Raw genomic sequence first — 23423 nt, forward strand, 5'->3', positions numbered from 1 at the left:
ATTTTCTATGAAAACCGTCACTGTAATCATTTTGCATTCTACCAAGCTTCAAGATCGCGTCAAGGACGCGATTCGGTATAAGCACTATATTTATCTCACCAGCGCTTTGTAGGAATAAGGATCAAAATCGACCACGTAAACATCCTCAATCATTCTGTCTGCTTCTTTTTTCTGGCGAGTGAAATACAATTTTCCTTGATGTACAAACGGACAGAACTCGGCGAATGTTGAGTTGATCGGTAAACCTAAATTGACTGGTTTTGACCATCGTCCTTTTTCATTGAAGCTGATGTAGAGATCTACCTCGCCATGGCCAGCGGTGTCAGAAGAAAAATAGATGAGATAGTCTTCATCAGGCGAGATAAATGGATTGGATTCTCTGAACTGCTCGGTGTTGATTGGTGCGCCTAGATTGACTGGTTTTTGGTATCTTCCATCAATTAGCTTGGCGACGAATAGATCAGAATTGCCAGCTTGGCTTTCATGGTCTTTCATAAAGTAGATGTTGCCATTGTTTGCGATAGATGCGTACGATTCTGAGGCTTGGGTATTGATCACATCACCCATGTGAAAAGCCTCGCTCCAGCCTATGGCGTTTCGTTTTACCGCCCAGATATCAAAATCTTTTTTTGGTTCTTGTTTGCTTGTTTGGTTTGCTGGATAGGCTGAATTGGTGTTCACAGGGCGGTTTGACTGAAATAGTACGGTTTGTCCATCGGGACTAAAGATAGGGTCGATGTCTTTCCATTCTCCCTTGTCAGTTGAGAATGGCGCGACTTTGGGTTGCGACCATTGACCGTTTTGAAGATGCGATTCCATGATCACGAGTTTTTCTCGTTTGCCTTGGGATTCTACCCATAATGCAGTCTTGCCATCAGGTGAGAGCGTAAAGCCGAATACACCGCCATTCGATATCAGACCGGGCTGGAACTTTTCGGGAAGCGCTTGCGCTGCGATAGCATGCGTAAAAATAAGCATCCATAGATAGAATCCATATCGAACTAGTTTGATCATGATGCACCTCGTTTCGCCTTGATTACGTGTTTCGGTTGAATGCCCTTGTTCAGTTTGTTTCCCGATCTGCTCAGTAACCTGCCCAGTCATCTTCTTTTTTTATCTATTTAGACTATCGCGTTACGCATGCGATGTACTTTATGCAGTTTGGGAACTTCATCTATCCTCGGTGAGTCTCTAACTTATTCGTGCTTCATCATGCAATGGCGGTAGTTAATTGAGACAAGACTGTTCTATGAGCTCGCCTTATTCTGCTGCATTGCATGTTAGCTGTGTTAGTCTTTCACGCAGAATATTTCTGCTTAACTTGAATACGGACAAGATATGCGCTTACATGTTTTAAACAATTCTCAGACAGGCTTGAAGACCTTTTTGTTCCACAAAAAAATGTTGGCAATCTGCTTGTTGCTGGGCTCAGGTTTTAGTAGTTTGGCCGTTGCGCATAGTGCCCCAATGGCGCCAATTGCCCCAGCTGCGGATGCAAAAGACCGCGCTCGTTGGCAAGCGACTGCAAAAAAGGTGACGATTTCTCGCGATCAGTGGGGGATTCCGCATGTGCAGGGCAAGAGTGATGCAGATGCGGTGTTTGGTCTTTTGTACGCGCAGGCGGAGGATGACTTTAAGCGCATCGAGCTCAATTACATCAATGCTCTCGGGCGTCTGGCAGAGGTTGAAGGTGAAGTTGAAATTTGGCGTGATTTGCGGATGAAGTTATTTATCCAGCCCGCGCAGCTAAAGCAGCAATACGCGAAAAGTCCTGCATGGCTAAAGCAGCTGATGATCGCCTTTGCCGATGGTTTGAATTATTACCTGCATACCCATCCTGAAGTAAAGCCACGTTTGATCAGCCATTTTGAACCGTGGATGGCCTTAGCGTTTAGTGAGGGTAGTATTGGCGGCGATATTGAGTCGATCAACTTGAAAGATTTGGAGGCTTTATACGGTGATAAGCCGGAATTGTTAGCGCAACAAGAGCCAGTAAGCTTACCTGAGCCGCGCGGTTCTAACGGTTTTGCGATTGCGCCATCGCGTACCGCGAATGGGCAAGCGATGCTCATGATTAATCCACACACCTCATTTTATTTCCGCCCAGAAGTGCATGTCATGAGTGGGCAAGGTTTGAATGCCTATGGTGCCGTGACGTGGGGACAGTTTTTCGTGTACCAAGGTTTTAATCAATACAACGGTTGGATGCACACGTCAAATGCGGCGGATGTGATTGATGAGTTTGCTTTGAATGTAACGCAAAAGGGCGATAAGTATTTTTATCTGTATGAAGGGCAATTACGCCCACTCAAAGTAGTCGAGCAGACGCTGCCTTTTAAAGCATTTAATGGCATGGTGAACCGTAAGATTAAAACTTACTTTAGTCATCATGGTCCGGTGGTGCGTTCAGCAAATGGAAAGTGGATCGCGGTGCAATTGATGAATGAGCCGACCAAGGCTTTAATGCAATCATATTTGCGTACGAAGACGCGCGATTATGCGGGTTTTGCCAAAGTGATGGAGTTGCGTGCGAACTCATCGAACAACACGGTGTACGCTGATCGAGATGGCAATATCGCCTACTTCCACGGCAATTTTGTGCCGCGCCGCAACCCGCAGCTTGATTGGACCAAACCAGTTGATGGCAGTTTGCGTTCTGCAGATTGGCAGGGATTGCATCCCGTTAAAGAGATTATTCAGATTTTCAATCCAGCAACCGGATGGATACAAAATACCAATAACTGGCCATTCTCGGCTTCTGGTGTTGGGGCAGAAAGCAGTAGCCCTCGTGTGCAAGATTTTCCGCGCTATATGTGGAGTAACGGCGAAAATGCGCGCGGCTTACATGCTGTGAAGATGTTAAAGGACGCGAAAAATCTCGACTTGAACGGTTTAATCAAACTGGCGTACGACAGCGAATTAACTGCATTCGAATCATTGTTACCGCCTTTGTTTAAAGCGTATGAAGCCAAACCAGATCCGATGCTTGCGGAACAAATTCAAGCACTGCGTAGCTGGGACATGCGTGCTACCTTAAATTCAAGCGCGACTTCGCTCGCCATTTACTGGGCACAAGACCTAGTATTGCAGCATGGCGGTGAAGCAAAGCATAAAAACATTCCTATCGTTGATTACTTGCCTAGCGTTTCGGCACCTGCTCTGCTGGCAGCATTGAAGCGCGCAAGCCAGCGTTTGCAAGATGATTTCGGACAATGGCAAACGCCGTGGGGCGAAATCAATCGCTTTCAGCGCCTATCTGGCGATACTCAGGCAACTTATGACGACAACAAACCAAGTTGGCCAGTGGCGTTTGCTTCGGGTAACTGGGGATCGTTAGCCGCATTTGGTATGGTCGGCAAGCAAACCACCAAGCGCATTTATGGTGATCGTGGGAATAGCTTTGTTGCCGCGGTGTCATTTGGTCCGCGGGTGCAGGCTAAGAGTATTTTGGCAGGTGGCAATAGCGGTGATCCAGCGTCGCCGCATTTTAATGACCAAGGCGAGATGTACAGCAAAGGCGAATTTAAAGACGTGTTGTTTTATCCAGAAGACATCGCCAAGCATACGAAGCGTCGTTATCACCCTGGGCAAAAATAGGCTGCTTTGAAATAGCCTGCGCCACTGAATTTAGGCAGGTTCGTGTGGCGCAGTCGATGCAGCTTGTCTGTGCATGTCGCGATATGCGGAAGGTGAAGTGCCACAAACGCGCAAAAACTCTTTATTGAAATTGGATTTACTACTAAAGCCAGATGCTTGCATGACATCGATGATGCTCATGTCGGGATGTTCAATTAAGCGTTTTTGCGCTTCTTGTATGCGTTGATCATTCAAATACACCGAAAAGCTGTGACCGTAAATTTGGTTGATCGCATTCGATAATTGGCGTGCTGGCACTTGTAACTTTTTTGCTGCTTGCGCCAAAGTAATGCCAAATTCAAGTTGATGTAGTCGTTCGGTTTTGACTAGATTTTGCCAGCGTTCAAAGGTCTGTTGAGCAAGCTCCGGGTCAATCGCACTAGGGTTTGCTTGGATCGTGGCTTGCAGAGTTTGTTGTCCAAATTGATACATCCATTCTAGCCACGCACTGCGGCGGAGTGCCGCCACGATCATTGTGATATTGATGAGAAAGAAAGCAAGACTGGCAATTAGCAAGGAAGTTGATTCGGGTAATTTGACACCCCCACGCATTTCTAAATTCACCGCTAATTCAAGCGTGATGTTAATCAATGCCATGATCATCAAACATACCAACCAGCGATAGGCTGGATCGGCATAACTATCTAGGTGAGCAAGCGCTCGCTTTCCAGCACGCATTCGTAGCGCGATCAAGCAAAAATAGATCACAAAGCTGCTCGTAATTGCAAGATCAATAAAGGCGCGCAAAGGTTTGATCCAAACCAAAAGGGCAAAAATGAGAATGCCAATCAAGAAGTGGATTGCATCACTTAGCTTGATTTGCGAAGGCTGGCGATGCACACAAGAAAAATAGAGATACAAGGCAGGACCGAGTAGCATGGCAAATAGTGGTCGGGTGAAACCAAATCCACTTAAGCTGTGGCCTATGTTGCTGTTGAAGATAATTACCAAGGCCAAACTTTGATGTGCATATAGCAAGCAATTGAGCGCAAGTAAGCGTTTTGGCGTTGGGCGCATCGCCGACATGCTGAGTAATTGCACTGCCATTAATAAGCATAAAACGGCGTTGGCAGTTTGAATGTGGCTGATAATTGATGTCATATTGATCATGATAAACGATCTGCCATCGATGCATGTGCGATTTTCTTCACATCATCAAAAAAACATCTCAAACCTGATTTTGTTAAATAAAACATATTTTTACTGCGTTTTTAAGTGTTTTCTAGCTACTTTTCTGACCTTAATCGCGTTTTAGGTCGAAAATGTGCGAGCGCATCAGCACACTGACTTCTTTTTTATGGAGGACAGATGATGTTTCAAGCGCTACTTTATTCATCCACTTTACGTTTTTCTAGCCTACTTAGTTTGATCAGTCTGGCAACACTGCATGGCACCGATGCGCACGCTGATACTTTATTGATTAAGCAAGTACAAATCATTAGCGGTGATCAAACGAAAGTTTCTGCGCCGACCGATGTGTTAATTCGCGACGGTAAAATCGACCGGATTACGAAAAATCTAAGCAAGTCGGCCGCCGTAGCGGCAATCAAAATCGATCAAGAAATTGATGCGCGTGGGCAATTCTTGATACCTGGTTTGATCGATAGCCATGTTCATCTTGATGGTATTCCCGGTTATCGAGCGGGGCAGGAAAAAGATCTTGTCATGCTCAATCAGGCGCAACAACAAATGCCTCGGAGTTATGCCTACTTTGGTTTTACCACTGTACTGGATTTGACAGGCGATCCAACATTTATCGCGAATTGGAATAAGCAAGCGCTTGCGCCCACCGCACATTTTTGCGCACCTGTGACCATACCCAATGGCTATCCGGCGGTTTGGATCGGAAAAGAATTGCAGTTCCAAGTCGCTGGTACTAAGTACATGCTATTTGACCCCGCCCAAGCGCAAGTTTATCCAGCCAGCTTCGAGCCCGCGCAGCATACAGCCGAAGCCGTGGTGACCAATGCTAAAAATGACGGTGCTCAGTGCATCAAGGTATTTTATGAAACCGGATTTGGTGCACAAAAGAACTTGCCCGTGCCTTCGGTCGAATTGATTCAAAAGGTCGTGGCACAGGCGAAAAGTTTGCAGATGCCTGTCTACTTGCATGGCAATTCACAAGCGGCGTATGAATTTGCTTTAAAAACGGGTGTTACAACTTTGGTGCATGGATTGTGGCATGAAACAAAAAATGTCGAGCAATTTGCTAACCAGCAAAGGCTTGCACAGATTGCCGATGAACTTAAACGCGCTGGAATTTCGGTGCAGCCAACCATACAAGTTCTCTACGGCGAACAAGAAATGCTGAATCCAGATTTCTTTCAACAAGCCGCTGTCTCGCATGCGATTCCCGCACGATTGGCGGCGTGGTATCAAACGGAGTCTGGTCAATGGATGAGAAATTTGTTGGCGCAAGAAGTTGTCAAAGAAAATCAATCTCCCGCCGTGATGTATCAGGCTATCAAGAATAGTTACGCCAAGCCTTTGGCAACTGTGGTGAATATGACGAAAAAGCTGAATCAGCGTGATGTGCCACTGTTGTTCGGCAGTGACACACCAAGTGGTCCGTTTTACACCCAATTTCCGGGCTTGAATGGGCGCTGGGAAATGGATCGCTGGTTAGAAGCGGGGATTGGTTTGCCACAGCTATTTCGCGCATTGACGATACAGAATGCTCGTGCACTCGGTATGCAAGATAGTATCGGTAGCGTTGAGATTGGCAAGCAGGCTGATTTGCTCTTGCTTAAGCGTAATCCATTACGCGAAATAAGCGCATACGACACCATTAGCCATGTGATTCTGCGTGGAAAAGCTTATTCGCGGGACCGTTTGTCGGCGCTAAACATAGCGGTTGAGTAAAGTGTTTCCCCCGTTATGCATTGGTTGATAAAATTGAATGTCTATGCAGATTTTCGGATAAATCTGATTGCAACAAAACGATAAAAACCAAAGCAAGTAATGGGGGACAAATGGACGATTTTATTGAAGTGTATGACGGGGCCTTGAGCCCCGAATTTTGTCAGCAGATGATCGCCGTATTTGAACAAAGCCCGCATTTAATCCAAGGTAAGGCGGGTGGTTTGGTGGACACCAGTAAAAAAATCAGTCAAGACCTACTGCTGAATTCGCATCCTGAATACGCACAATTATTGCAGCACATTTCTAGCGTGACGGCAGAATATCTTACTGCCTATATGGAGAAATATCGGTTTGCACTGATCGCTCCATTGGCACTCACTTTGCCTCATCCGTTGACTGGGCAAGCGACCCCTTTAACGATTGAGAATTATGACGAGTTAGCTAGCGGTAAGACGGCAGATTTAATGAAGTATCTGTATCGTCTGGGAAATGTACAAGCGCAAAAATATCCGCAAGGTTTAGGTAATTATCGTTATTGGCATTGTGAAGTGTTCCCCATGGCACCACATAATGAACAGTTGCACCGTAGTTTGCTATTTATGTTTTATCTAAATGATGTTGAACAAGGCGGTGAGACCGAGTTCTATTATCAAAAGAAGTCGATCACGCCGCGCATGGGACGTATGGTAATCGCGCCTGCCTATTTCACACATACCCATCGTGGGTGTGTGCCGGTTTCAGGCGACAAATACATTTTGACGAGTTGGGTTTTGTTGCAAAGAGCAGAGAATCTATACGCTTGATTGATCAGTAAAGAAAAAGCCGCTGATATCAGAGTCAGCGGCTTTTTGTTGGTGAGATTTTTCTCGTTTTATGGAGATCAATCTCACGCAGTCTCAGGCAATTTCAGGCATTCACATCAACTAGTTAGTGCCACCCCATCGACTTGGTCTCGATGGGAATTGGTCCATTGGTTCATTGGTTTGATAAATCGTTGATGACCTGAGTTAACAACTTATTGCACGACCGCTTTCACGCTTGCACCATTCACAGCAGCGTATGCGTTGACTAGCAGGTAGTAAGTACCTGCAGTTGGCGCACTAAATGTAATGGTTTCGGTGTTAGTGGAACCATCCGATTTCTTCGTGTAGCTGGTTGTGGTTGGTGCGGTTGTCATACGTGCATACAAATCGCCATCACCGGTGCCGCCAGACAAAGTAAATGTCAGGCTGGTTTTACCAGATGGCACTGTGATGTAGTACAGCTTCGATGCATTAGTCGCCAATGTCACACCTTGCGCCGTGCCACTTACCAATGCTGTGCCAGTCGGTGGTGTCGTGCCGGTTTGATAGCTGGCCACGATTGATGCGCCATTGACTGCGGCATAAGCATTCGCCAATAGATGGTAAGTACCTGCGGCTGGTGCTGCAATCGTGATGGTCTCGGTATTGGTAGAGCCATCTGATTTCGCCAAATAAGAAGTAGTAGTTGGTGCTGAGCCTAACTTGGTGTACAAGTCGCCATCACCAGTACCACCTGACATTTTGAAAGTCAGATTGCTTGCGCCACTGGGTACGACGAAAGTATAAGCTGCACTTTGACCAGCTGCGGCAGAGAAGGATTTCGCCACATCTTTAGTTAATTCGCCACCTGTTGGCGGAGTCACCACGTCACCATTCAAGAACTGAATGTTGACGAATTTATTCACACCCGATGGGATGCCAGTGATTTTGCCAGTCAAAGAATTATTGACAATAGCAGTTGTCACTTGTGATGGCGTAGCGTTAGGATTGGCTGCCAAATACAATGCTGCAACACCAGCTAAATGTGGTGATGCCATCGAAGTACCTGACATGGATGTGGAGCCAGTGTTGGAGCTATAAGACGCAGATGTGATATTGGAACCTGGGCCATAGACATCAACGCAAGAACCATAGTTCGAGAAGCTAGACATCGCATCGCTGCTAGTGGTGGAACCGACGGTGATGGCGCTCGGTGCGCGTGCTGGTGAATAGTTACATGCATTGCTTGAGTCGTTACCTGCTGCAACCACTGTGGTAATCCCCGCATTAGTCATGCGCGCAATCGCATCATCGGTTGCCTGAGAAGCACCGCCACCCAAAGACATATTAGCAACTGCTGGCTTTACTGCATTGGCAGTAACCCAGTCCATCCCCGCGATCACGCCAGAATTTGAACCGCTACCATCACAACCCAATACGCGTACTGGATGCAAAGTAACGTTTTTAGCGACGCCCCAAGTGGTGCCGCCAACCGTACCCGCAACGTGTGTGCCGTGACCTTGGCAATCGTTTGTGCCTTGACCATCATTGACTGCTGTGTAGCCGTTACCCATACGGCCAGTGAAGTCATTGTGCGTACCGCGAATACCAGTGTCCAAAATGTAAGCGTGTACGCCGCTGCTCGATGGATAAGTGAAAGAACCATTCAAAGGTAAGTTGGTTTGATCAATGCGATCAAGACCCCAAGTTGCGCTGGTTTGTGTGCCGCTGATACGCATAATTTGATCAGCTTCTACATACGCAACTTCTGGATCATCCGCCATGCGCTTCGCGTTTTCTACATCCGTTGTAATTACTGCACCATTTAAAACATGGTTGAATGAGCGTTCGACTTTGGCACCGAAGCGCATACCCACACCCTTGGCAACAATCTCGGATGTTTGGCGCTCTCCCCTAGCGCTCATCATTGCATTGTCTTTGAACACCACAATGTAACGATTTGGAATCACATTTGAAGCATTGATTCCACGGATTTCACCAGCTTGTGCTGCAAAGCAAGACATCACGGCAGATGCAGCCAATGTAAGTTTTACTAATTTTTTCATTATAATTTTGCCTCCCCAGGTTTGGCATTAAAAGTAAGTTGAATTGCATGAACTGTCGATAAATTGACACGTTCTAACTCCAATTATGTATCAACTGTTTTTAATTTAAATCAATTAATCAAAACCAACAGTCTTTTCATAATTGTTCATCTGATACTAAGGATTTGATTTATATCAAACTCAGCATCAAATCGAAGTATGTATTCAACAACTAAGTTAAACAAACAGATTTTCAGAAAATTGTATTAATTTGTATGAAAACTGTTGTTTTTTGTTGCCTTTAAGTGATGATTAATGACTATTGCTAAGTGGCAAATATTGAGTCGTCTAGTTTGGTCTCGACGGCTTCTCGAAAGATTTCAATCTATCTAGAAAAATTTTTCTAGAAAAAATTTTCTAGATGTTCTATGCTGACGATATTCAGAAAAGGAAACTGTATGTCGATCGCAAAAAAAGCCAATCACTCCGCAACGCAAAATAAAGCAACAACGCCCGAAACGAGTGCTATCACTTCGCCGGTTCGTAAGCCGACAGCGGCAGAATTAGCCTTATTGCGCGTGTTGTGGCAACAAGGTCCAGCAACGGCAAAACAAGTTTTCGAGCGGGTGCAGGCAGATCGGCCAGAGATCAATCAAGCGACAGTTTTGCGCCAGCTACAAATTATGCATGCCGATAATTTGCTTACGCGGGATGAAAGTGCGCGTTCGCATGTGTACGCCGCAGCGCAGCCGCAAGAGAAATTACAAACCAACTTGCTCAAGGATTTTATACAGCGAGCTTTTTCCGGCTCGGGCAAAGAATTAATCATGGCGGCTTTGAAGGAGCATGTTAGCGATAAAGATCGTGCCGAAATTCAAGCTTTCTTGCACGAAGACAAAAACGGGGACAACAAATGAGTGCCAATTTCGACGCATGGATCATGCTGGGCGCCACTGCCTTACTCCACTTTGTCTGGCAAGGCGTGGTGATCGCCGTTGTTGTCGCTGGCTTGCTGCGCTTATTACGTCAAGCGTCGGCGCAGTCGCGTTATCTGTTGAACTGCATCGCGCTCAGTTTTTGCTTACTGCTTCCAATTAATTACCTGATTCAAAATGCGCCTGCTCAAGCTAGCGCACAAACGACTTCGCAGACACATATCAAGGACTCATCACTGGTTCCTGCGAACAGCGTCTTGCAAGCGGTCGATCCAGTGGAGCAAATGGACGTGTCACATTTCGCCCATCAGCAGTGGGTTGCACTTCAGCCTGTGTTGCCGTATTTGGCGGTGATGTGGGCAATCGGTGTCGCTGTTTTGATCTTGCGACTGTTGCTGGGTTTGCGTTGGGTATCGCAACAAGTGAAGAGTGCGAAACAGTTCAGTGATCCGATTTGGCAAGCCAAGCTGCAACAGATGGCGACCGCAATGGGAGTGAAATCGGTTCTACGTTTGGGAATCTCAACGCAGTTGCCGTTTCCGGTTACGGCTGGTTGGTGGCGACCAATTGTGATAGTGCCCGCCTCACTATTGAGTGGTATGCCCCCGCACTTGGTGGAAGCCTTATTGGCGCATGAAGTCGCACATATAAAACGTTTTGATTATCTGATTAATTTGTTGCAGAGCTTGATTGAAATTGTCTTGTTTTATCACCCTGTTGTTTGGTGGTTATCCAAGCAAATTCGACAAGAGCGAGAACAAATTGCAGATGATTTAGCTGCAAGTCTGTTAGGCGAACCGCGGCGTCTAGCACTTGCATTATCCGAGCTGGAGCAATTCCAGTTTATTCAACCTCAACTCGCCCAAGGGGCACATGGAGGAAATCTTATGTTACGTATTAAACGATTGATACAAACCGATGCAACAATCAAGACCGCGGGCTGGAAACTGGTGCTGCCAAGTTTTGGGCTGGGAGCCACTTGCCTCGCATTATTTGCGCAGGCCAATGTATTGAGTCCGGCGACACCGATTTCGTCGCCACATTCTGTACCAGCCGTCGCTGCTGAGGCAATCTCTAACATTGGCTCGACTACGATTGCTAGTACAACTTCTAATACAAGCGCTAGCACCATGGTGACCACCACTTCAGCTAACACTTCAACTAACACATCACTGACAACCAGCGTCGCCGCGATGTCACCACTAGTGCAAAGTAAAAGCGAAAAAAATGTGATGCAGTTTGCCTTGGTTAAGCCCGATCGCAGCGCTACGACTTTCGTGCGTAGTGACGGCAAAGGAATGGCTGAAATTGAAAAGCTCAAGCGCGAGAATTCGCAAGAATTTCTGTGGTTTGTCGAGAAAGGGCAGTCATATTTAATCAAAGACCAGGCCATATTGGAGCAAGCCAACGCTGCATATAAACCGATGCAGGACTTGGGCGAGCAGATGGAAGCGCAAGGCAAAAAGATGGAAGCGCATGGCGCAGTGATGGAAAGATTGGGCGAACAAATGCAAACATTGAGCGATGTGCAGCCAGGATTTGATGAAAAAATCAGTGCTCAGTTCGATGCAAAAATGCGCGCCCATGAAGCAAAAATGGCTGCGTTTGAATTGAAAATGCAAGCGGCAGCTGCAAAAGTCGAAAACGCTAAAGATGCACAAGCACGTCAAGATGCTTTGAGCGCACTACAGAAAGAGCAATCAAAGTATCAGCATCTAATGCAAGATTTCCAAAAAAATGCGCAGGTCTTTCAACAACAGCAACAACAATTAAGTCAACAATACGAGAAATCGCTTGAGCCACTAAAAGCCTTAGAGAAACAAATGGCGGATGCGGCTAAGCCAATGGAAGCCCTCGGTAGGCAAATGGACCAGATGGGCAAACAGATGGATAAAATGTCGCAACAAGCAGAGCAGCAAATCTGGAGCTTGATACAGACCGCCAAGCAAAAGGGTTTGGTCACGCCAATCAAGAGTTGAGGCTAGAATCTGAGATAAACAGCTTGAGCTTAGTTAAGTAAGTTAAGTTAGCTAAGCTAAGTTGATTGAAGTAAGCTGCAATGGTGTGAGATCGACCACAACAAGAAGTCGATCTCACACGTCAATAAAGTGTTTGGATTGTTTATATTTCTTGAATTATTTTGTTGATGCATCTTTACAGCGTTTTTTGCACCACCTAAGTCACATTAAGCGGCAGTTCTAAACGGAACGTCGTGCCCTCGCCCATCACACTCTTAACAAAAATTTGCCCGCCCAATAGCGAGGTCACGATATTGTAAGTGACGTTTAAGCCCAATCCGGAGCCGCCGTGACCGAGCTTGGTGGTAAAGAATGGTTCAAAAATACGGTGCAGAAAATCTTCAGGAATGCCGACGCCATTATCTTTAAATGTGATTTGCACTTGATCATTACCTAAGCTTTGCGCGCTAATCGTCATCTGTCCATGCTTGCGACCATCAAATGCATGCAGCATGGCGTTTTGCAATAAATTAATCAGCACTTGTCCGTAAGGGCCGGGGTAACTGTGCATCGCAATTTTTTCAGGAATATCGACGACCAGTTGGTGTTCTGCATGCCGCACTTGATTCATCATGGTGGCGATGATTTCGGCGGTAGTTTGTTTTAAATCGAAATGTCTTAGCTGTGCACTGGCTTGATCGACAGCGACTTGCTTAAAACTACTAACCAAATTGGCACTGATGTTTAAGCTACGTAGCAGCATCGTGACCGCTTCTTGGCAGCGTTCAGCAAAATTTTTGAAATCAGAACGTTTCACTGGACCCGATTCAATTTTTTCCGAAATCTGTTGCACATTGTCTTCAATTGAACTGGCGATGAGCAAGCTATTGCCGAGTGGTGTATTTAACTCATGCGCAACACCTGCAACTAGAGATCCTAGCGCTGCCAGTTTCTCGCGTTCGACCAATTGCGCCTGCGTTTCTTGTAGCCGTTGATAGGCTTCTGCATTATCCATCGCAATTCCCACGTACGATGCCAATGTGCGTAGCACGTCGAGATCGGTCGTTTCATAGGCATGTGTCTGGTAGCTTTGCACACAGATGATGCCGCGAATTTCTGATTTGACGAAAAATGGTACGTATAAGACAGAAAGTGGTGTTCCAGAAGGACTGCCATCTTCTAACACCGCGCCCCAAGTTTCTGGATTAATCGTGAATGACAAGTCTTGAATATAGTTTTGATACTCTTGGTACAAGTCTGCGATAAAAATCTCACGCTTATGCTCAATACACCAGACCGGCAGTTGATTTTTATTGTTGAAATCGCGCACGTATGGAGCGTATGGTTTTCCATCTTCAATCACGAATGGAAATTCAATTAGTTGTCGGTCTCTATCATAGAAACCGATCCCAAACACAGTCGCGTCCATCAAATTATTTACATTGCGGTACAGTAAATCAATAATCGCTTCGGTGTTGAGTGTGGCGGTGATTCGTTTTCCTATCTCGCTTAATAGCGAGATATTTCTGTGCGCATGTTCGAGTGTTTCTTTTTGTTTTTCGACCGCTACTTTTTGGTTTTGTAATTCTTGCGTGCGGTGTACGACTTGCTCTTCCAGCAAAAGTTTTTGCTGCATCAGTTGACGAACTCTGAGTAAGAAGATGGCATAGGTCAGCCCGATCAAGAAAACCAGTACCAAAATTCTGAACCACCAAGTTTTCCAAAACGGTGGTGCGATATAAATCACTAATTCCTGCGCTTGCTCACTCCACACATCATTTTTATTGCTGGCCTTTACCCTAAATACATAACGACCTGGATCAAGATTGGTATACGTCGCAAAACGTTTCTTGGCATCCGTTTCAACCCAATTTTGATCAAATCCTTCTAGCTGATAGGCATAGCGATTTTCGTTGGGATCGGCGTAATGCAGCGCGGAAAATTCGATAGAAAAAATCGAATCAAGGTAGCTTAAATAAATATCTTTGACTTCGTGTATCGAAGTTTGCAGACGCGGCTCACCATCTTTATGCAATTTGCTAAGCGATTGATTCGAGATTAGAAAGTCCGTGATCAGAACTTTAGGAGGGACGGGGTTATCTGAAATTTCTTCCGGTTTGAATCGAGTCAAACCTGTCCAGCCTCCGAAATTCATAATGCCATCTTCGGACTGATACACCGCACCGATTAAAAACGAACCTTGTATCATGCCGTCTTTATCTGTGAAATTTTTGAACTTACCAGTGTTGATATCCAAGCGCGAAATCCCTGCCGTACTGCTGATCCAAATATTGCCAGATTTGTCCTCTAAGATTCCGCCCACTGATTCGGCAGACCCATCGGCACGTGTAGGGAAAAATTGAAACTGCATACGCCCATCGGCGCCTTGTTTCATTTGATTCAAACCGCCTGAGGTGCCTATCCACAAATGACTTTTGCTATCAACGAATAAACTGTGCACACGATTGTGGCTTAGACTACGCGTATCTTTCTCATCATGGCGGAAATGCACAAAGCGCTCGGTTTGTTTATCAAAATAATCTAAGCCATTCATGGTGCCAATCCAGATTCCACCATGATGATCTTCCACTAAAGCCAACGCCCAATTGTTGGCTAGGCTATGTGGATCATCCGCATCATGTCGGAATGTGGTGAAGTGATTTTGACCCGGCAGTTTTCGGTGTAGGCCGCCACGGCTAGAAACCCACAAGGTGCCGGTGCGATCGAGTATCGAACGTTCAATATAATTATCGTTCGCATCATGGCTGATAAATACGGGCGTAAAGGTGTTTTTTGCTGGATCAAAAAAAGTCAGACCGGTTCGTGTTCCTATCCACATCCTGCCGTTTTTCTCCGCCAAAAAGCTAACGATTTGATTATCTTGTAGCGCGAGTTTTTTTCCAGGCTGTTTTTGCCAGACTTCGACCTTGCGATTGTTTAAGTTCATTTTTAACAAACCGCCAGAGTAAGTGCCTAGCCATAAATGATCGGGATCCGCTGCTGTGATCGCACGAATCCGATTGTCGCTGGTGCCGGTGGCGTCATCTTGTAGTTGAACATAGCGATGAAAGCCACCACTCGCCAGATCGACACGACTTAAACCGGATGATCTTGTCCCTATCCACAGTACACCAGTTTGACCTTGCAGAATTTTACTGACATGGTTATGGAGCAGGCTGTTAGGATCGAGTGGGCGATGTCGAAATTGCTCAAATTTTTCACTTGCTTGATTGAGTCGAAACAATCCTTGATTCACCGTGCCTACCCAAAGCGTATCGTTTTTATCGTGATACAGGGTTTGAATATGTGCAAGCTCAAAACCTTCAGCATCGCCAAATGCTTGAACTTGTTTGTTTTCACTAGTGAGTGCGATTTTGCTTAAACCTGCATCGCTAGCTATCCACAAGACTTGTTGGCGGTGGATAGACAGGGAAATAATGCTATTTTGGCTTAACTTAGAGCGATTATTTAAGTCGAGTTGGATGTGCGTAAATTTCTTGGTGACTGGATTAAATTGATCTAAACCGACTGGCGTGCCTATCCATAAATTGCGCTGACCATCACTGACTATGTCGGTGATTAGATTGTTACGCAAACTTGTGGGATCGTCTTTGTCGTGTTGATAGTCCTCAAACTGATGGCTGCGCATATCAAAATGCATTAAGCCATAATCGGTTGCCAGCCACAGGCCTTCGGCACCATCGTTGACGATGGCATAGACTTTGTAATTACCCGATAAGACAGCGTCTTTTCCACCCCGCAGAAAGTTGGTAAAACTATTGCTGTGGCGATCGTAAACACTTAAACCAGATTGCGTGCCTACCCATAGATTGCCGTCACGGTGAACGTAAAGCGCAGAAGTAAAATTGTCACTCAATGTTTTCGGGTTGAGCGGATCACTGCGAAACACTGTGCTGCGATAACCATCAAATTTAATCAAGCCTGCTTGCGTACCAAACCACATAAAACCTTGCTGATCTTGTGTAATTGCAGTAATCGATTGATAGCTAAAGCCTTGGTCAGGGTTAATGTGATCGAAACGTAGCGAGTCTAAATTAGCGGCTAAAGTAGCGGGAAATATCGCGTAGCATAGCAGCATACTTAGCGTATATCGCCAAGTTCCTAGCAATCGTAACAGCGTAAAACCAATCTTCATGAAAAGTTCAGCTTACTCGATAATGGAATGCAAATCGGTAGGCGCGAAAACGATGCGATTTGTGCGAACTAGGGTGAACTTGTGTCCACAAATTGTTCGACAATATTTGTCTCCGAGTAATCTTAGACCACATTTATAGAGTATGCATCTGCAATTGATGTTTCGTGGTTTTTCGGCGGCTTATATGAAAATGTTTATGAAAATTTATGTGTTAGTGATCGCTGAAAATAGCGACACTTACTCCTAAGAATGAAATGCTTTATCGCATGGATGGCGGCTAGCCTAAGATGAGCACTAGCCGCGTTTTTTGATGAATTGTTGATGACTTAAGCTGTCGTCGTTGGATTATTGCTTAGGGATTGTTTGCCGATTTGATACCAATCGACTTTGCGAGTGATCAACATGATGGCTGCCAGCACGCTAAACAGTAAGATACTTCCCATGACCAAGGCATTATTCTCAGATTGAAGCAGGCCGAAGAGCACGCCATACAAGAGCGTGAGTGCGACACCAAAGCCGACCCCGCGTTTCCAACTTCTTAATGCATAGCTGAGATAAAAGCTGATCAAGGATAAACAAGCGGTGCTCGCAATGATATAAGCCCAAACAAATTGTAGATGTTCAGACAAACTCACCAACAGCAGGAAAAACAGAACCAATGCTAGTCCAACTAAAGCATATTGAATTGGATGGATAGGCAATTGCTTTAATAGCTCAAACAGAAAGAAAGCAGCAAAACTCAGCGCGACAAATAACAGACCATATTTAATGGCGCGATCAGATTGTGAGTAGATATTAATCGGCTCAATAAAGGCAACGCCAAAGCTATCGATGCTTGCCACACTTTGTGCGGCGGCTTCGACGCCGTTCGGAGCGCTAGTCATTACTCTCGTCTCTTGTTGACCGTATTCGTTCGCCAAAAATTGTTGTTGTGCATTGCTAGACAAGGAAGAAATTTTCCAAGTAGCCTGAAAGCCGCTGGCATCGATTTTACGCTCTTTAGGCGATGGTAAGAAGCGACCATAAAACTGTGGATGTTCCCATTTAGAACGTATCGTCACTTGATTATTTTTTGCGATTGGAACCAAGGAGAACTGTTCGATACCATCGATATGTAAGCTGAGTGTGAAGGCGATTGTTTCGTTGTTGTCGCTTGAGATTTTTCCGATAGGCGCGTGCAAACCTTGCTTGATATAGTTGAGTTGGCTATTTTGTTGGAATTCGATTTCTTGACCATCCCAACGCATGCTGGGCACATTTTTCAAACCACGCGTATCACTGATCCCGATACTGACAAACGCATTTCCAAGCACGATCGTTGAGCCGGATTTTTCGCGTTGAAATGCACTTTGGTTTGGCAAATGAAAGCTACCATTGATATCGTTTTGGCCGCTGTAAACTAACACTTTGTGAATTCCACGATAGCGTTGATCGGTATCAATCGTCGATTGCATTTTTAGATCGTCTGGAAACACATATAAGCGTTTTTGCAAACTACGCTGCCGTTTGATCGTGAGTTTTGTGACGGCATTTACTACTTCTTCTTCCTCGTATTGTTCGCTGTAAGGAATTACCAAAATCGGTCCGAGTAATGTTTGCTGCCCGACTGAATCAGCTGCAATACTACGCACCGCCTCGTTACGAAAATTGCTACGTGCTTTGATTGTGTCTTCAATCATCATTAATGGAATGCCAATAATCAGCATTAATAGCCCGACGGTCAGGGATTTGATAAATAAAGTTTTTTGCATTTTTTCGACTCCAAGTTGAAGAGTCTGCACTGTAGCCGTGCTGTATGAAGTGAGAATGAAGCACAAATTAGCTTATGTGTGCTGAGTGTGAATTGACAACATGCTTGTGAAAATCCAAGCTTGATGCCAGAATTGCACGCTGTGTATGCGCTTCTGCCTTATCGATGTGGAATGGACGTATGCATAGACACCAGCCAAGCGTCGCGGTGTCGCACCGTAGTGCTGATCGTGCAGCGGTGCCGCCAATCATGGCTGATGTCTTTACTTGTTACTCGAAAAATCGCCTTGTATGCAAAGTGCTCAATTTAAACCCGACCCACAATTTCAATATCCACCGATCTGGCGTCGTGTGCTGTGTACGCTAGGCTATTCTGTCGGTGCTTTTGCAGGCATTTCTATACTGGGTGTCTTACTAGTGCATGTCGATTGCCAACTAGAAGATAAATGCAGTACCAGCGATAGAATTATCGATAGCTTACTGAGTGCAGTTTGGCTTGTTGCGACGTTGTTCGCGGCTTTTAAAGCTTGGCGCGGCGAATTGCCTGGTTGCCGTAAACAACTGCGCACCTAATTCGCCTGATGCTGCGCATTTAATCTAGCCTGCTGGCTCTCGCTTGTCTCTGTCTTAGTCGATTACGCATCATCATATATTGACTAACACGCCAAATTATCTGCATGCCGCAATACGCCAGCGCCGCCATGGCGCAAGAAAGAATCAGCATACCGACCAACCAAGGCGCGCCCAAGTCGCCGATCCAGCTAGTCCAATTTTGAATAGCCGTAATTGGTGCGGTCCAATCTGCCACTGGTAATGCGGGTAATGCCTGCCAGTTTGATTCGCCCAAAATACTTTGTCCTACCATATAGGCAAGCATGTATAAGGGCACGATGGTCAGCGGATTGGTCAAAAACGTTCCGACTAAAGCCATCGGCAAATTGACTCGCAATAAAATCGTTAGCGCGAGCGCTGAAATCATTTGCAAGGGGCCGGGAATCATTCCACAAAAAACGCCGATAGCCAAACCGATTGCGATTTTATCGCGTTGCACTTCCCATAATTCTGGAATATCTAGCCGGCCGGTAAAGCGCCGGCTCACTGAGAACTGCTGTATGCTTTGTTGATTGGGTAATACACGGCGCAAAAACTTTTTTGGCATGGTTAAACTGACGGTTAAAAATGCATTTCAATGATTGAAGGTGGGCGTGCATTAGATTGCTGCGTAAGCATATCGCTCGGGTTGTGAGATTGTTTGGTTTCTCTAGTCAATTCCAGATCCCAAATTTGCATAGCACGAGATAGTAAAATCGTCTCACTGTCACTTAAGTAGTTGTCCGCATCAACCACTGCCAGCATCATACGCAGTAAGAACTTGCGATGCTGTGGGTCTTGGATTTCTGTCAGCATGGCATCAATGCTGCGCTCAGTCAGTTCGTCATCAAGGTCAATTCGTCCAAGGTGATATCCAGGCATCGATTGCAGCATGTCTTCACATAATTCTTGAACGATATCGTTAAATGTGGCGGTCGAGACGCCGATATGTTCTAACACGCTGTGATGGTGAATCACATCCAATTCCGTTTTATCTAAACCACCATCAACCAGCATCGATAAAGCGATGATTCTTGCCATGGCTTCTGGACTATCTGTGCGATATTGCCTCATTGCTCAACTCCTTAATTGGATTACGATAAAGTGTGAAATTTTCTTGAAACATTTTGATGTTTATGATCAGACCTTAGGCCTGCACCAGCAAAGCTCTGTTAATTTGCATCGTCGGTTAGCGCTTCTGCCGCGTTGTCTGTGTGATGCTTTTTGAGGCTCGCATGCGGATGTTCACGAGCACGTTCTATTCGTTTGCTTAACACGCGTTCCATACGATTTGCCGCTTTGTCGATGGCGACATAGAGATCGGATTCCAGTTCGTCGATCACGATGTCTTGCATGCCAACCAGCGGAATTTGGATCAAGCAGCGTTTGTCTTCGCCACCACGTGGACCATTGACGTCAGACAATCTGACATGAATCGTGCGCAGTTCATCATGTGCCCAATCGGTCGCAAAACTTAGACGCTTTTTGGTATGTTCGCGTAAGCCATCGGTTAATTCAAAACCACGTGCTTGAATATCGATTTGCATATTATTTCTCCTTGTCGTTGTGTGACGTTCAGCGCCACAACACTAATCTATGGGTGATTGATGCTTCTTTCAAATCGAATATAAATGACATTTACTTCGAAAAAACCGATCTATTAAATTGCACTGATTTTCGGCAGGTAATTGATAGATGATTATTCGCTATCACTTTAGATGGTGCTCTCAAACCGGATAAAGCAATTTCGATTATGATGCGACGCTAGCTATTGCAAGGACGAATAAGCGCAGTTAGTAAAAGACAATTCGTAAATCCAGCATCTCAGCACGATGGGTGCAGTATTTCTAATCACAGAGGGAGCAATTGATGACTATCGCAAATTGGTGTGTATTAGCAGCCTGTTTTTTGCCGGTGATTACGGTCGGTTTTGCCAAGGCCAGTAGAGCCAAATTATCGCGTCGCAATGGCGGTTACGATAACGACCATCCACGTGAATGGGAAGCCAAACTCACAGGCTGGCCGCAGCGAGCAATCGCTGCACAAAAAAATGGTTTTGAAGCCTTGCCTTTGTTTATTGCTGGCGTAGTGTTGGCGCAGCAAGCACAAGCCAATCAAGCGAATATTGATGGTCTGGCCATCGGTTTTATTATTTTGCGCAGCCTCTATGTTGCCGCGTATTTACTCAATCGCAGCACGTTGCGTTCCTTGATTTGGTTCGGCGGCGTAGGTGTTAGCGTTGCTCTATTTTTTCAATAAAACAAATTTTAGTTACTTATGACCAAAGAAAAGAAACAACAACTAACGTTTGCCTTCATCATGTCGATGTTAATGGCATTTTGTATGTCAGGTATCTTAACAGCGCTAAACACAGGTTTGGATAGTGGATTTATATCACGCTGGTTGCACGCCTTTTTGGTAGCATGGGCTTGTGCCTTCCCACTAGTTTTATTATTTGCACCGATCACGCGCAAATTGGTAGCACGCATTGTTGCTTGAACTTGAATTTAATTTTTCTGTAGAACCAAAATTAAACTAGTAAGGTCTTGTTGTCCATCGCGCCGACCAAAGTGTCGGCTGCAATGTGATAAGTGGAATCCATATTGATCAGCGAGCCTTGTAAGATAGGCCGCTGAATGGGCATAGCGCTGCGATGCCTGCAGACAGATTTCGGCTGAGTCGGATTCTTCGACTGAAAAAGCCACATAGCCACCAGTCTGTAAGCGATCACGGAACAAAGCGAACAAGCGTTCTAGGTCGCCTAAATACACGAACACGTCGGCTGCGATTAGTAAGTCGGCTGTGTTGGATTGTTGTGCAAGATAATGCAAAATTTCATCGCATACCAAGTCATCATAGACCGCTCTTGCTCGCGCTTTTGCTAGCATCTTTTCAGATAAATCGACCCCGGTCACACGCGTGGCAATCGCCGCGAGAAAATCTCCGCATAAGCCCGTGCCACAACCAAGATCAATCGCATGGCTTAATGGTTTATCTTGCCCTATCTTCAAGTCCTGCAAGGCAGTCTGTAAGAGTTGTGGCACTTGATATGCCAACTGTTCTTGCAAATGCGTATCGAAGTGATCTGCATATTGATCAAATAGCTCTTTGACGTAACTAGCAGGCGCTGCTGCTGGGGTTGGCGCTGCCCCTAACGCAGCCAGATGATAGGCAATTTGCTGTTGTAATGACTCGTCGGGTTTGCTGTCGCTGTGCGTTGCTGCTAGAGCCGCTTGATAATGTTCAAGCGCTGCTTCTTTTTGTTGTAGACGCAGATACACATGCGCTGCATGCAAATACGCTTTGGCAAATTGGGGACGCAAGCTGATTGCGTGTTGAATATCTTCTAGCGCTGCGATATCGCGCTGCAATTTTGTCGAAACCATGCCGCGATTACAGTACATCGCCGCAATTTTCTCTGGGTTCGTATGACGGCCATCTGCTGTCAGTGTCAACTCTAGGGCGCGGGTATAGGCGGCATACGCCTCATCGTATAGACGCAATTGTTGCAAACTAAATGCACGAGCAAATTCTGCTTCGATATAGTTGTGCTTGAGTTTGAGTGCATCATCAAAATCCTGTATCGCTTGGCTGTGCTGCTCTAGTGCCTGCAAACAAATCCCACGGTTTAAAAAGGCTTCGGGGTAATTAATTTGTAGTTCTAGCGCCTTAGTAAAACTTTCCAAGGCTTCTGGATAGCGTTCTAAGGCCCGCAAACTATTGCCACGATTATTCCAAGCTAAGACGTAGTCTGCTTTGATCGTGAGTGCCAAATCGTAGCAAGCAAGTGCTTGTTTGGAATTGCCAATTTGCTGCAATGTCGCACCCAAATTGCAATGCACTCTAGCGTCGCGCGGATTGCTTTGAATTGCTTTGGCAAAGAAATTCAGCGCACTTTGCGTATCACCGCGCTGTTTCGCGATCAAACCTATCATGTGCAAAGCATCAAATTGCTGTGCATCGATTTGCAAAACCTGTACGTAGAGATCTTCGGCTTGTTGCAGAAAACCTTGTTGATGTTTGACGATCGCTTGTTGTAGCAATGTGGGAATGTGGTGAGACATACTGGTTGGAGATATGAGTCGGGTGCGGCGAGGTCGCTATTAAAACATACCATGACGGCTAAGGCTATGCTGGCGATAGGCTTGTGTGATCTCTGGTTATAATTGGCGTTCTACAAGATGGGGGCGCTAATCATGAATCCGCACAAAACGACTTCGATTTTATTTGTTTGCATGGGAAACATTTGTCGTTCGCCAACTGCTGAGGGTGTGTTTCGCGGTAAAGCCGACGCGGCTGACATGCTCAAGCAATTGCAGATTGATTCGGCCGGAACCCATGCCTATCATGTTGGCGAGCAACCCGATCCGCGATCTCAAGAATATGCTCTGAAGCGCGGTTATGATTTGTCGCCACAGCGAGCGCGCCAAGTGTGTGAGGCTGATTTTCAACAGTTTGATTTGATCCTTGCCATGGACAAAGAAAACCTACGGCAATTACAAAATCAATGTCCGGCGAAGTATCAACATAAACTCAAGTTGATGATGTCGTATGCCAGCCATAGCCCATCCGATGTGGTGCCCGACCCATACTACGGTGGCGCTCGTGGTTTTGATATGGTGTTAGATTACATCGAAGATGCCGCCGATGGTCTATTGGCGGCATTGCAGAAATCTTGAAGATGCTTACTTCCTAGAGTTTATCGTCTC

Annotated in this window: 18 protein-coding genes; 9 read left to right on the plus strand and 9 right to left on the minus strand. The window is 45.7% G+C overall.

The window, feature by feature from the left end; genetic code table 11:
• Positions 1 to 90: 90 nt before the first annotated feature.
• Positions 91 to 1104 (minus strand): TolB family protein, encoded by a 1014-nt coding sequence (locus KDM92_RS04670; protein ID WP_212683221.1) that lies wholly within the window; start codon positions 1102 to 1104, stop codon positions 91 to 93.
• A 234-nt stretch (positions 1105 to 1338) separates the two neighbouring features.
• Between KDM92_RS04670 and KDM92_RS04675 the strand changes: the two genes are divergently transcribed.
• Positions 1339 to 3597, plus strand: coding sequence for a penicillin acylase family protein (locus KDM92_RS04675; protein WP_230408170.1), 2259 nt, complete (start codon positions 1339 to 1341; stop codon positions 3595 to 3597).
• A gap of 30 nt (positions 3598 to 3627) precedes the next feature.
• On the opposite strand, the gene KDM92_RS04680 is transcribed toward KDM92_RS04675, so the two are convergent.
• Positions 3628 to 4737, minus strand: a complete 1110-nt coding sequence (locus KDM92_RS04680) for an AraC family transcriptional regulator (protein ID WP_212683222.1) — start codon at positions 4735 to 4737, stop codon at positions 3628 to 3630.
• Positions 4738 to 4947: 210 nt separating this feature from the next.
• On the opposite strand from KDM92_RS04680, the gene KDM92_RS04685 reads away from it, so the two are divergent.
• Entirely contained in the window at positions 4948 to 6498 is a 1551-nt protein-coding gene (locus tag KDM92_RS04685) for an amidohydrolase family protein (RefSeq protein ID WP_212683223.1), read from the plus strand.
• Between the two features lie 110 nt (positions 6499 to 6608).
• The gene (locus KDM92_RS04690) at positions 6609 to 7301 is read left to right on the plus strand and encodes a 2OG-Fe(II) oxygenase (RefSeq protein WP_212683224.1); all 693 of its coding nucleotides are present in this window, start codon (positions 6609 to 6611) and stop codon (positions 7299 to 7301) included.
• A 212-nt stretch (positions 7302 to 7513) separates the two neighbouring features.
• Here the strand turns inward: KDM92_RS04690 and KDM92_RS04695 are convergent, their stop codons facing one another.
• Entirely contained in the window at positions 7514 to 9346 is a 1833-nt protein-coding gene (locus KDM92_RS04695; RefSeq protein ID WP_212683225.1) for a S8 family peptidase, read from the minus strand.
• A 437-nt stretch (positions 9347 to 9783) separates the two neighbouring features.
• Here KDM92_RS04695 and KDM92_RS04700 point away from each other — a divergent pair, with 437 nt between their 5' ends.
• Complete coding sequence (locus KDM92_RS04700) at positions 9784 to 10242, plus strand: BlaI/MecI/CopY family transcriptional regulator (RefSeq protein ID WP_212683226.1); 459 nt, start codon at positions 9784 to 9786, stop codon at positions 10240 to 10242.
• Positions 10239 to 12239, plus strand: coding sequence for a M56 family metallopeptidase (locus tag KDM92_RS04705; RefSeq protein WP_212683227.1), 2001 nt, complete (start codon positions 10239 to 10241; stop codon positions 12237 to 12239). The genes KDM92_RS04700 and KDM92_RS04705 overlap by 4 nt, the downstream gene beginning before the upstream one ends.
• A 196-nt stretch (positions 12240 to 12435) precedes the next feature.
• On the opposite strand, the gene KDM92_RS04710 is transcribed toward KDM92_RS04705, so the two are convergent.
• Both KDM92_RS04710 and creD read right to left on the minus strand, forming a co-directional pair.
• Positions 12436 to 16374, minus strand: coding sequence for a sensor histidine kinase (locus KDM92_RS04710; RefSeq protein WP_212683228.1), 3939 nt, complete (start codon positions 16372 to 16374; stop codon positions 12436 to 12438).
• A 326-nt stretch (positions 16375 to 16700) separates the two neighbouring features.
• Positions 16701 to 18125 (minus strand): cell envelope integrity protein CreD, encoded by a 1425-nt coding sequence (creD, locus tag KDM92_RS04715; RefSeq protein ID WP_212683229.1) that lies wholly within the window; start codon positions 18123 to 18125, stop codon positions 16701 to 16703.
• A 289-nt stretch (positions 18126 to 18414) separates the two neighbouring features.
• Between creD and KDM92_RS04720 the strand changes: the two genes are divergently transcribed.
• A complete protein-coding gene (locus tag KDM92_RS04720; protein WP_212683230.1) occupies positions 18415 to 18696 on the plus strand; it encodes a hypothetical protein in 282 nt (93 codons plus the stop codon).
• A gap of 19 nt (positions 18697 to 18715) precedes the next feature.
• Here KDM92_RS04720 and KDM92_RS04725 read toward each other — a convergent pair whose 3' ends face one another.
• From KDM92_RS04725 to hpf, 3 genes are all read right to left on the minus strand, one after another.
• The gene (locus KDM92_RS04725) at positions 18716 to 19282 is read right to left on the minus strand and encodes a DUF2062 domain-containing protein (RefSeq protein ID WP_212683231.1); all 567 of its coding nucleotides are present in this window, start codon (positions 19280 to 19282) and stop codon (positions 18716 to 18718) included.
• Positions 19283 to 19296: 14 nt separating this feature from the next.
• Positions 19297 to 19788, minus strand: coding sequence for a tellurite resistance TerB family protein (locus KDM92_RS04730; RefSeq protein WP_212683232.1), 492 nt, complete (start codon positions 19786 to 19788; stop codon positions 19297 to 19299).
• 98 nt (positions 19789 to 19886) lie between these two features.
• A complete protein-coding gene (hpf, locus tag KDM92_RS04735; RefSeq protein ID WP_212683233.1) occupies positions 19887 to 20261 on the minus strand; it encodes a ribosome hibernation-promoting factor, HPF/YfiA family in 375 nt (124 codons plus the stop codon).
• 322 nt (positions 20262 to 20583) lie between these two features.
• On the opposite strand from hpf, the gene KDM92_RS04740 reads away from it, so the two are divergent.
• A complete protein-coding gene (locus KDM92_RS04740; RefSeq protein ID WP_212683234.1) occupies positions 20584 to 20973 on the plus strand; it encodes an MAPEG family protein in 390 nt (129 codons plus the stop codon).
• A gap of 18 nt (positions 20974 to 20991) precedes the next feature.
• Entirely contained in the window at positions 20992 to 21213 is a 222-nt protein-coding gene (locus KDM92_RS04745) for a DUF2798 domain-containing protein (protein WP_212683235.1), read from the plus strand.
• Positions 21214 to 21221: 8 nt separating this feature from the next.
• Here KDM92_RS04745 and KDM92_RS04750 read toward each other — a convergent pair whose 3' ends face one another.
• Complete coding sequence (locus KDM92_RS04750) at positions 21222 to 22778, minus strand: tetratricopeptide repeat protein (RefSeq protein ID WP_212683236.1); 1557 nt, start codon at positions 22776 to 22778, stop codon at positions 21222 to 21224.
• Positions 22779 to 22910: 132 nt separating this feature from the next.
• Between KDM92_RS04750 and KDM92_RS04755 the strand changes: the two genes are divergently transcribed.
• Positions 22911 to 23393 (plus strand): low molecular weight protein-tyrosine-phosphatase, encoded by a 483-nt coding sequence (locus tag KDM92_RS04755; RefSeq protein WP_212683237.1) that lies wholly within the window; start codon positions 22911 to 22913, stop codon positions 23391 to 23393.
• The last annotated feature ends 30 nt before the right edge of the window (positions 23394 to 23423 follow it).

Source organism: Affinundibacterium baiyunense (assembly GCF_018139645.1).
Lineage (GTDB): Bacteria > Pseudomonadota > Gammaproteobacteria > Burkholderiales > Burkholderiaceae_D > Undibacterium > Undibacterium baiyunense.

Coding starts and splice junctions, on each gene's coding strand:
- KDM92_RS04670 (WP_212683221.1), bottom strand. CDS start 1,104: ATGACTGGGCAGGTTACTGAGCAGATCGGGAAACAAACTGAACAAGGG.
- KDM92_RS04675 (WP_230408170.1), top strand. CDS start 1,339: ATGCGCTTACATGTTTTAAACAATTCTCAGACAGGCTTGAAGACCTTT.
- KDM92_RS04680 (WP_212683222.1), bottom strand. CDS start 4,737: ATGACATCAATTATCAGCCACATTCAAACTGCCAACGCCGTTTTATGC.
- KDM92_RS04685 (WP_212683223.1), top strand. CDS start 4,948: ATGTTTCAAGCGCTACTTTATTCATCCACTTTACGTTTTTCTAGCCTA.
- KDM92_RS04690 (WP_212683224.1), top strand. CDS start 6,609: ATGGACGATTTTATTGAAGTGTATGACGGGGCCTTGAGCCCCGAATTT.
- KDM92_RS04695 (WP_212683225.1), bottom strand. CDS start 9,346: ATGAAAAAATTAGTAAAACTTACATTGGCTGCATCTGCCGTGATGTCT.
- KDM92_RS04700 (WP_212683226.1), top strand. CDS start 9,784: ATGTCGATCGCAAAAAAAGCCAATCACTCCGCAACGCAAAATAAAGCA.
- KDM92_RS04705 (WP_212683227.1), top strand. CDS start 10,239: ATGAGTGCCAATTTCGACGCATGGATCATGCTGGGCGCCACTGCCTTA.
- KDM92_RS04710 (WP_212683228.1), bottom strand. CDS start 16,374: ATGAAGATTGGTTTTACGCTGTTACGATTGCTAGGAACTTGGCGATAT.
- creD (WP_212683229.1), bottom strand. CDS start 18,125: ATGCAAAAAACTTTATTTATCAAATCCCTGACCGTCGGGCTATTAATG.
- KDM92_RS04720 (WP_212683230.1), top strand. CDS start 18,415: ATGCAAAGTGCTCAATTTAAACCCGACCCACAATTTCAATATCCACCG.
- KDM92_RS04725 (WP_212683231.1), bottom strand. CDS start 19,282: ATGCCAAAAAAGTTTTTGCGCCGTGTATTACCCAATCAACAAAGCATA.
- KDM92_RS04730 (WP_212683232.1), bottom strand. CDS start 19,788: ATGAGGCAATATCGCACAGATAGTCCAGAAGCCATGGCAAGAATCATC.
- hpf (WP_212683233.1), bottom strand. CDS start 20,261: ATGCAAATCGATATTCAAGCACGTGGTTTTGAATTAACCGATGGCTTA.
- KDM92_RS04740 (WP_212683234.1), top strand. CDS start 20,584: ATGACTATCGCAAATTGGTGTGTATTAGCAGCCTGTTTTTTGCCGGTG.
- KDM92_RS04745 (WP_212683235.1), top strand. CDS start 20,992: ATGACCAAAGAAAAGAAACAACAACTAACGTTTGCCTTCATCATGTCG.
- KDM92_RS04750 (WP_212683236.1), bottom strand. CDS start 22,778: ATGTCTCACCACATTCCCACATTGCTACAACAAGCGATCGTCAAACAT.
- KDM92_RS04755 (WP_212683237.1), top strand. CDS start 22,911: ATGAATCCGCACAAAACGACTTCGATTTTATTTGTTTGCATGGGAAAC.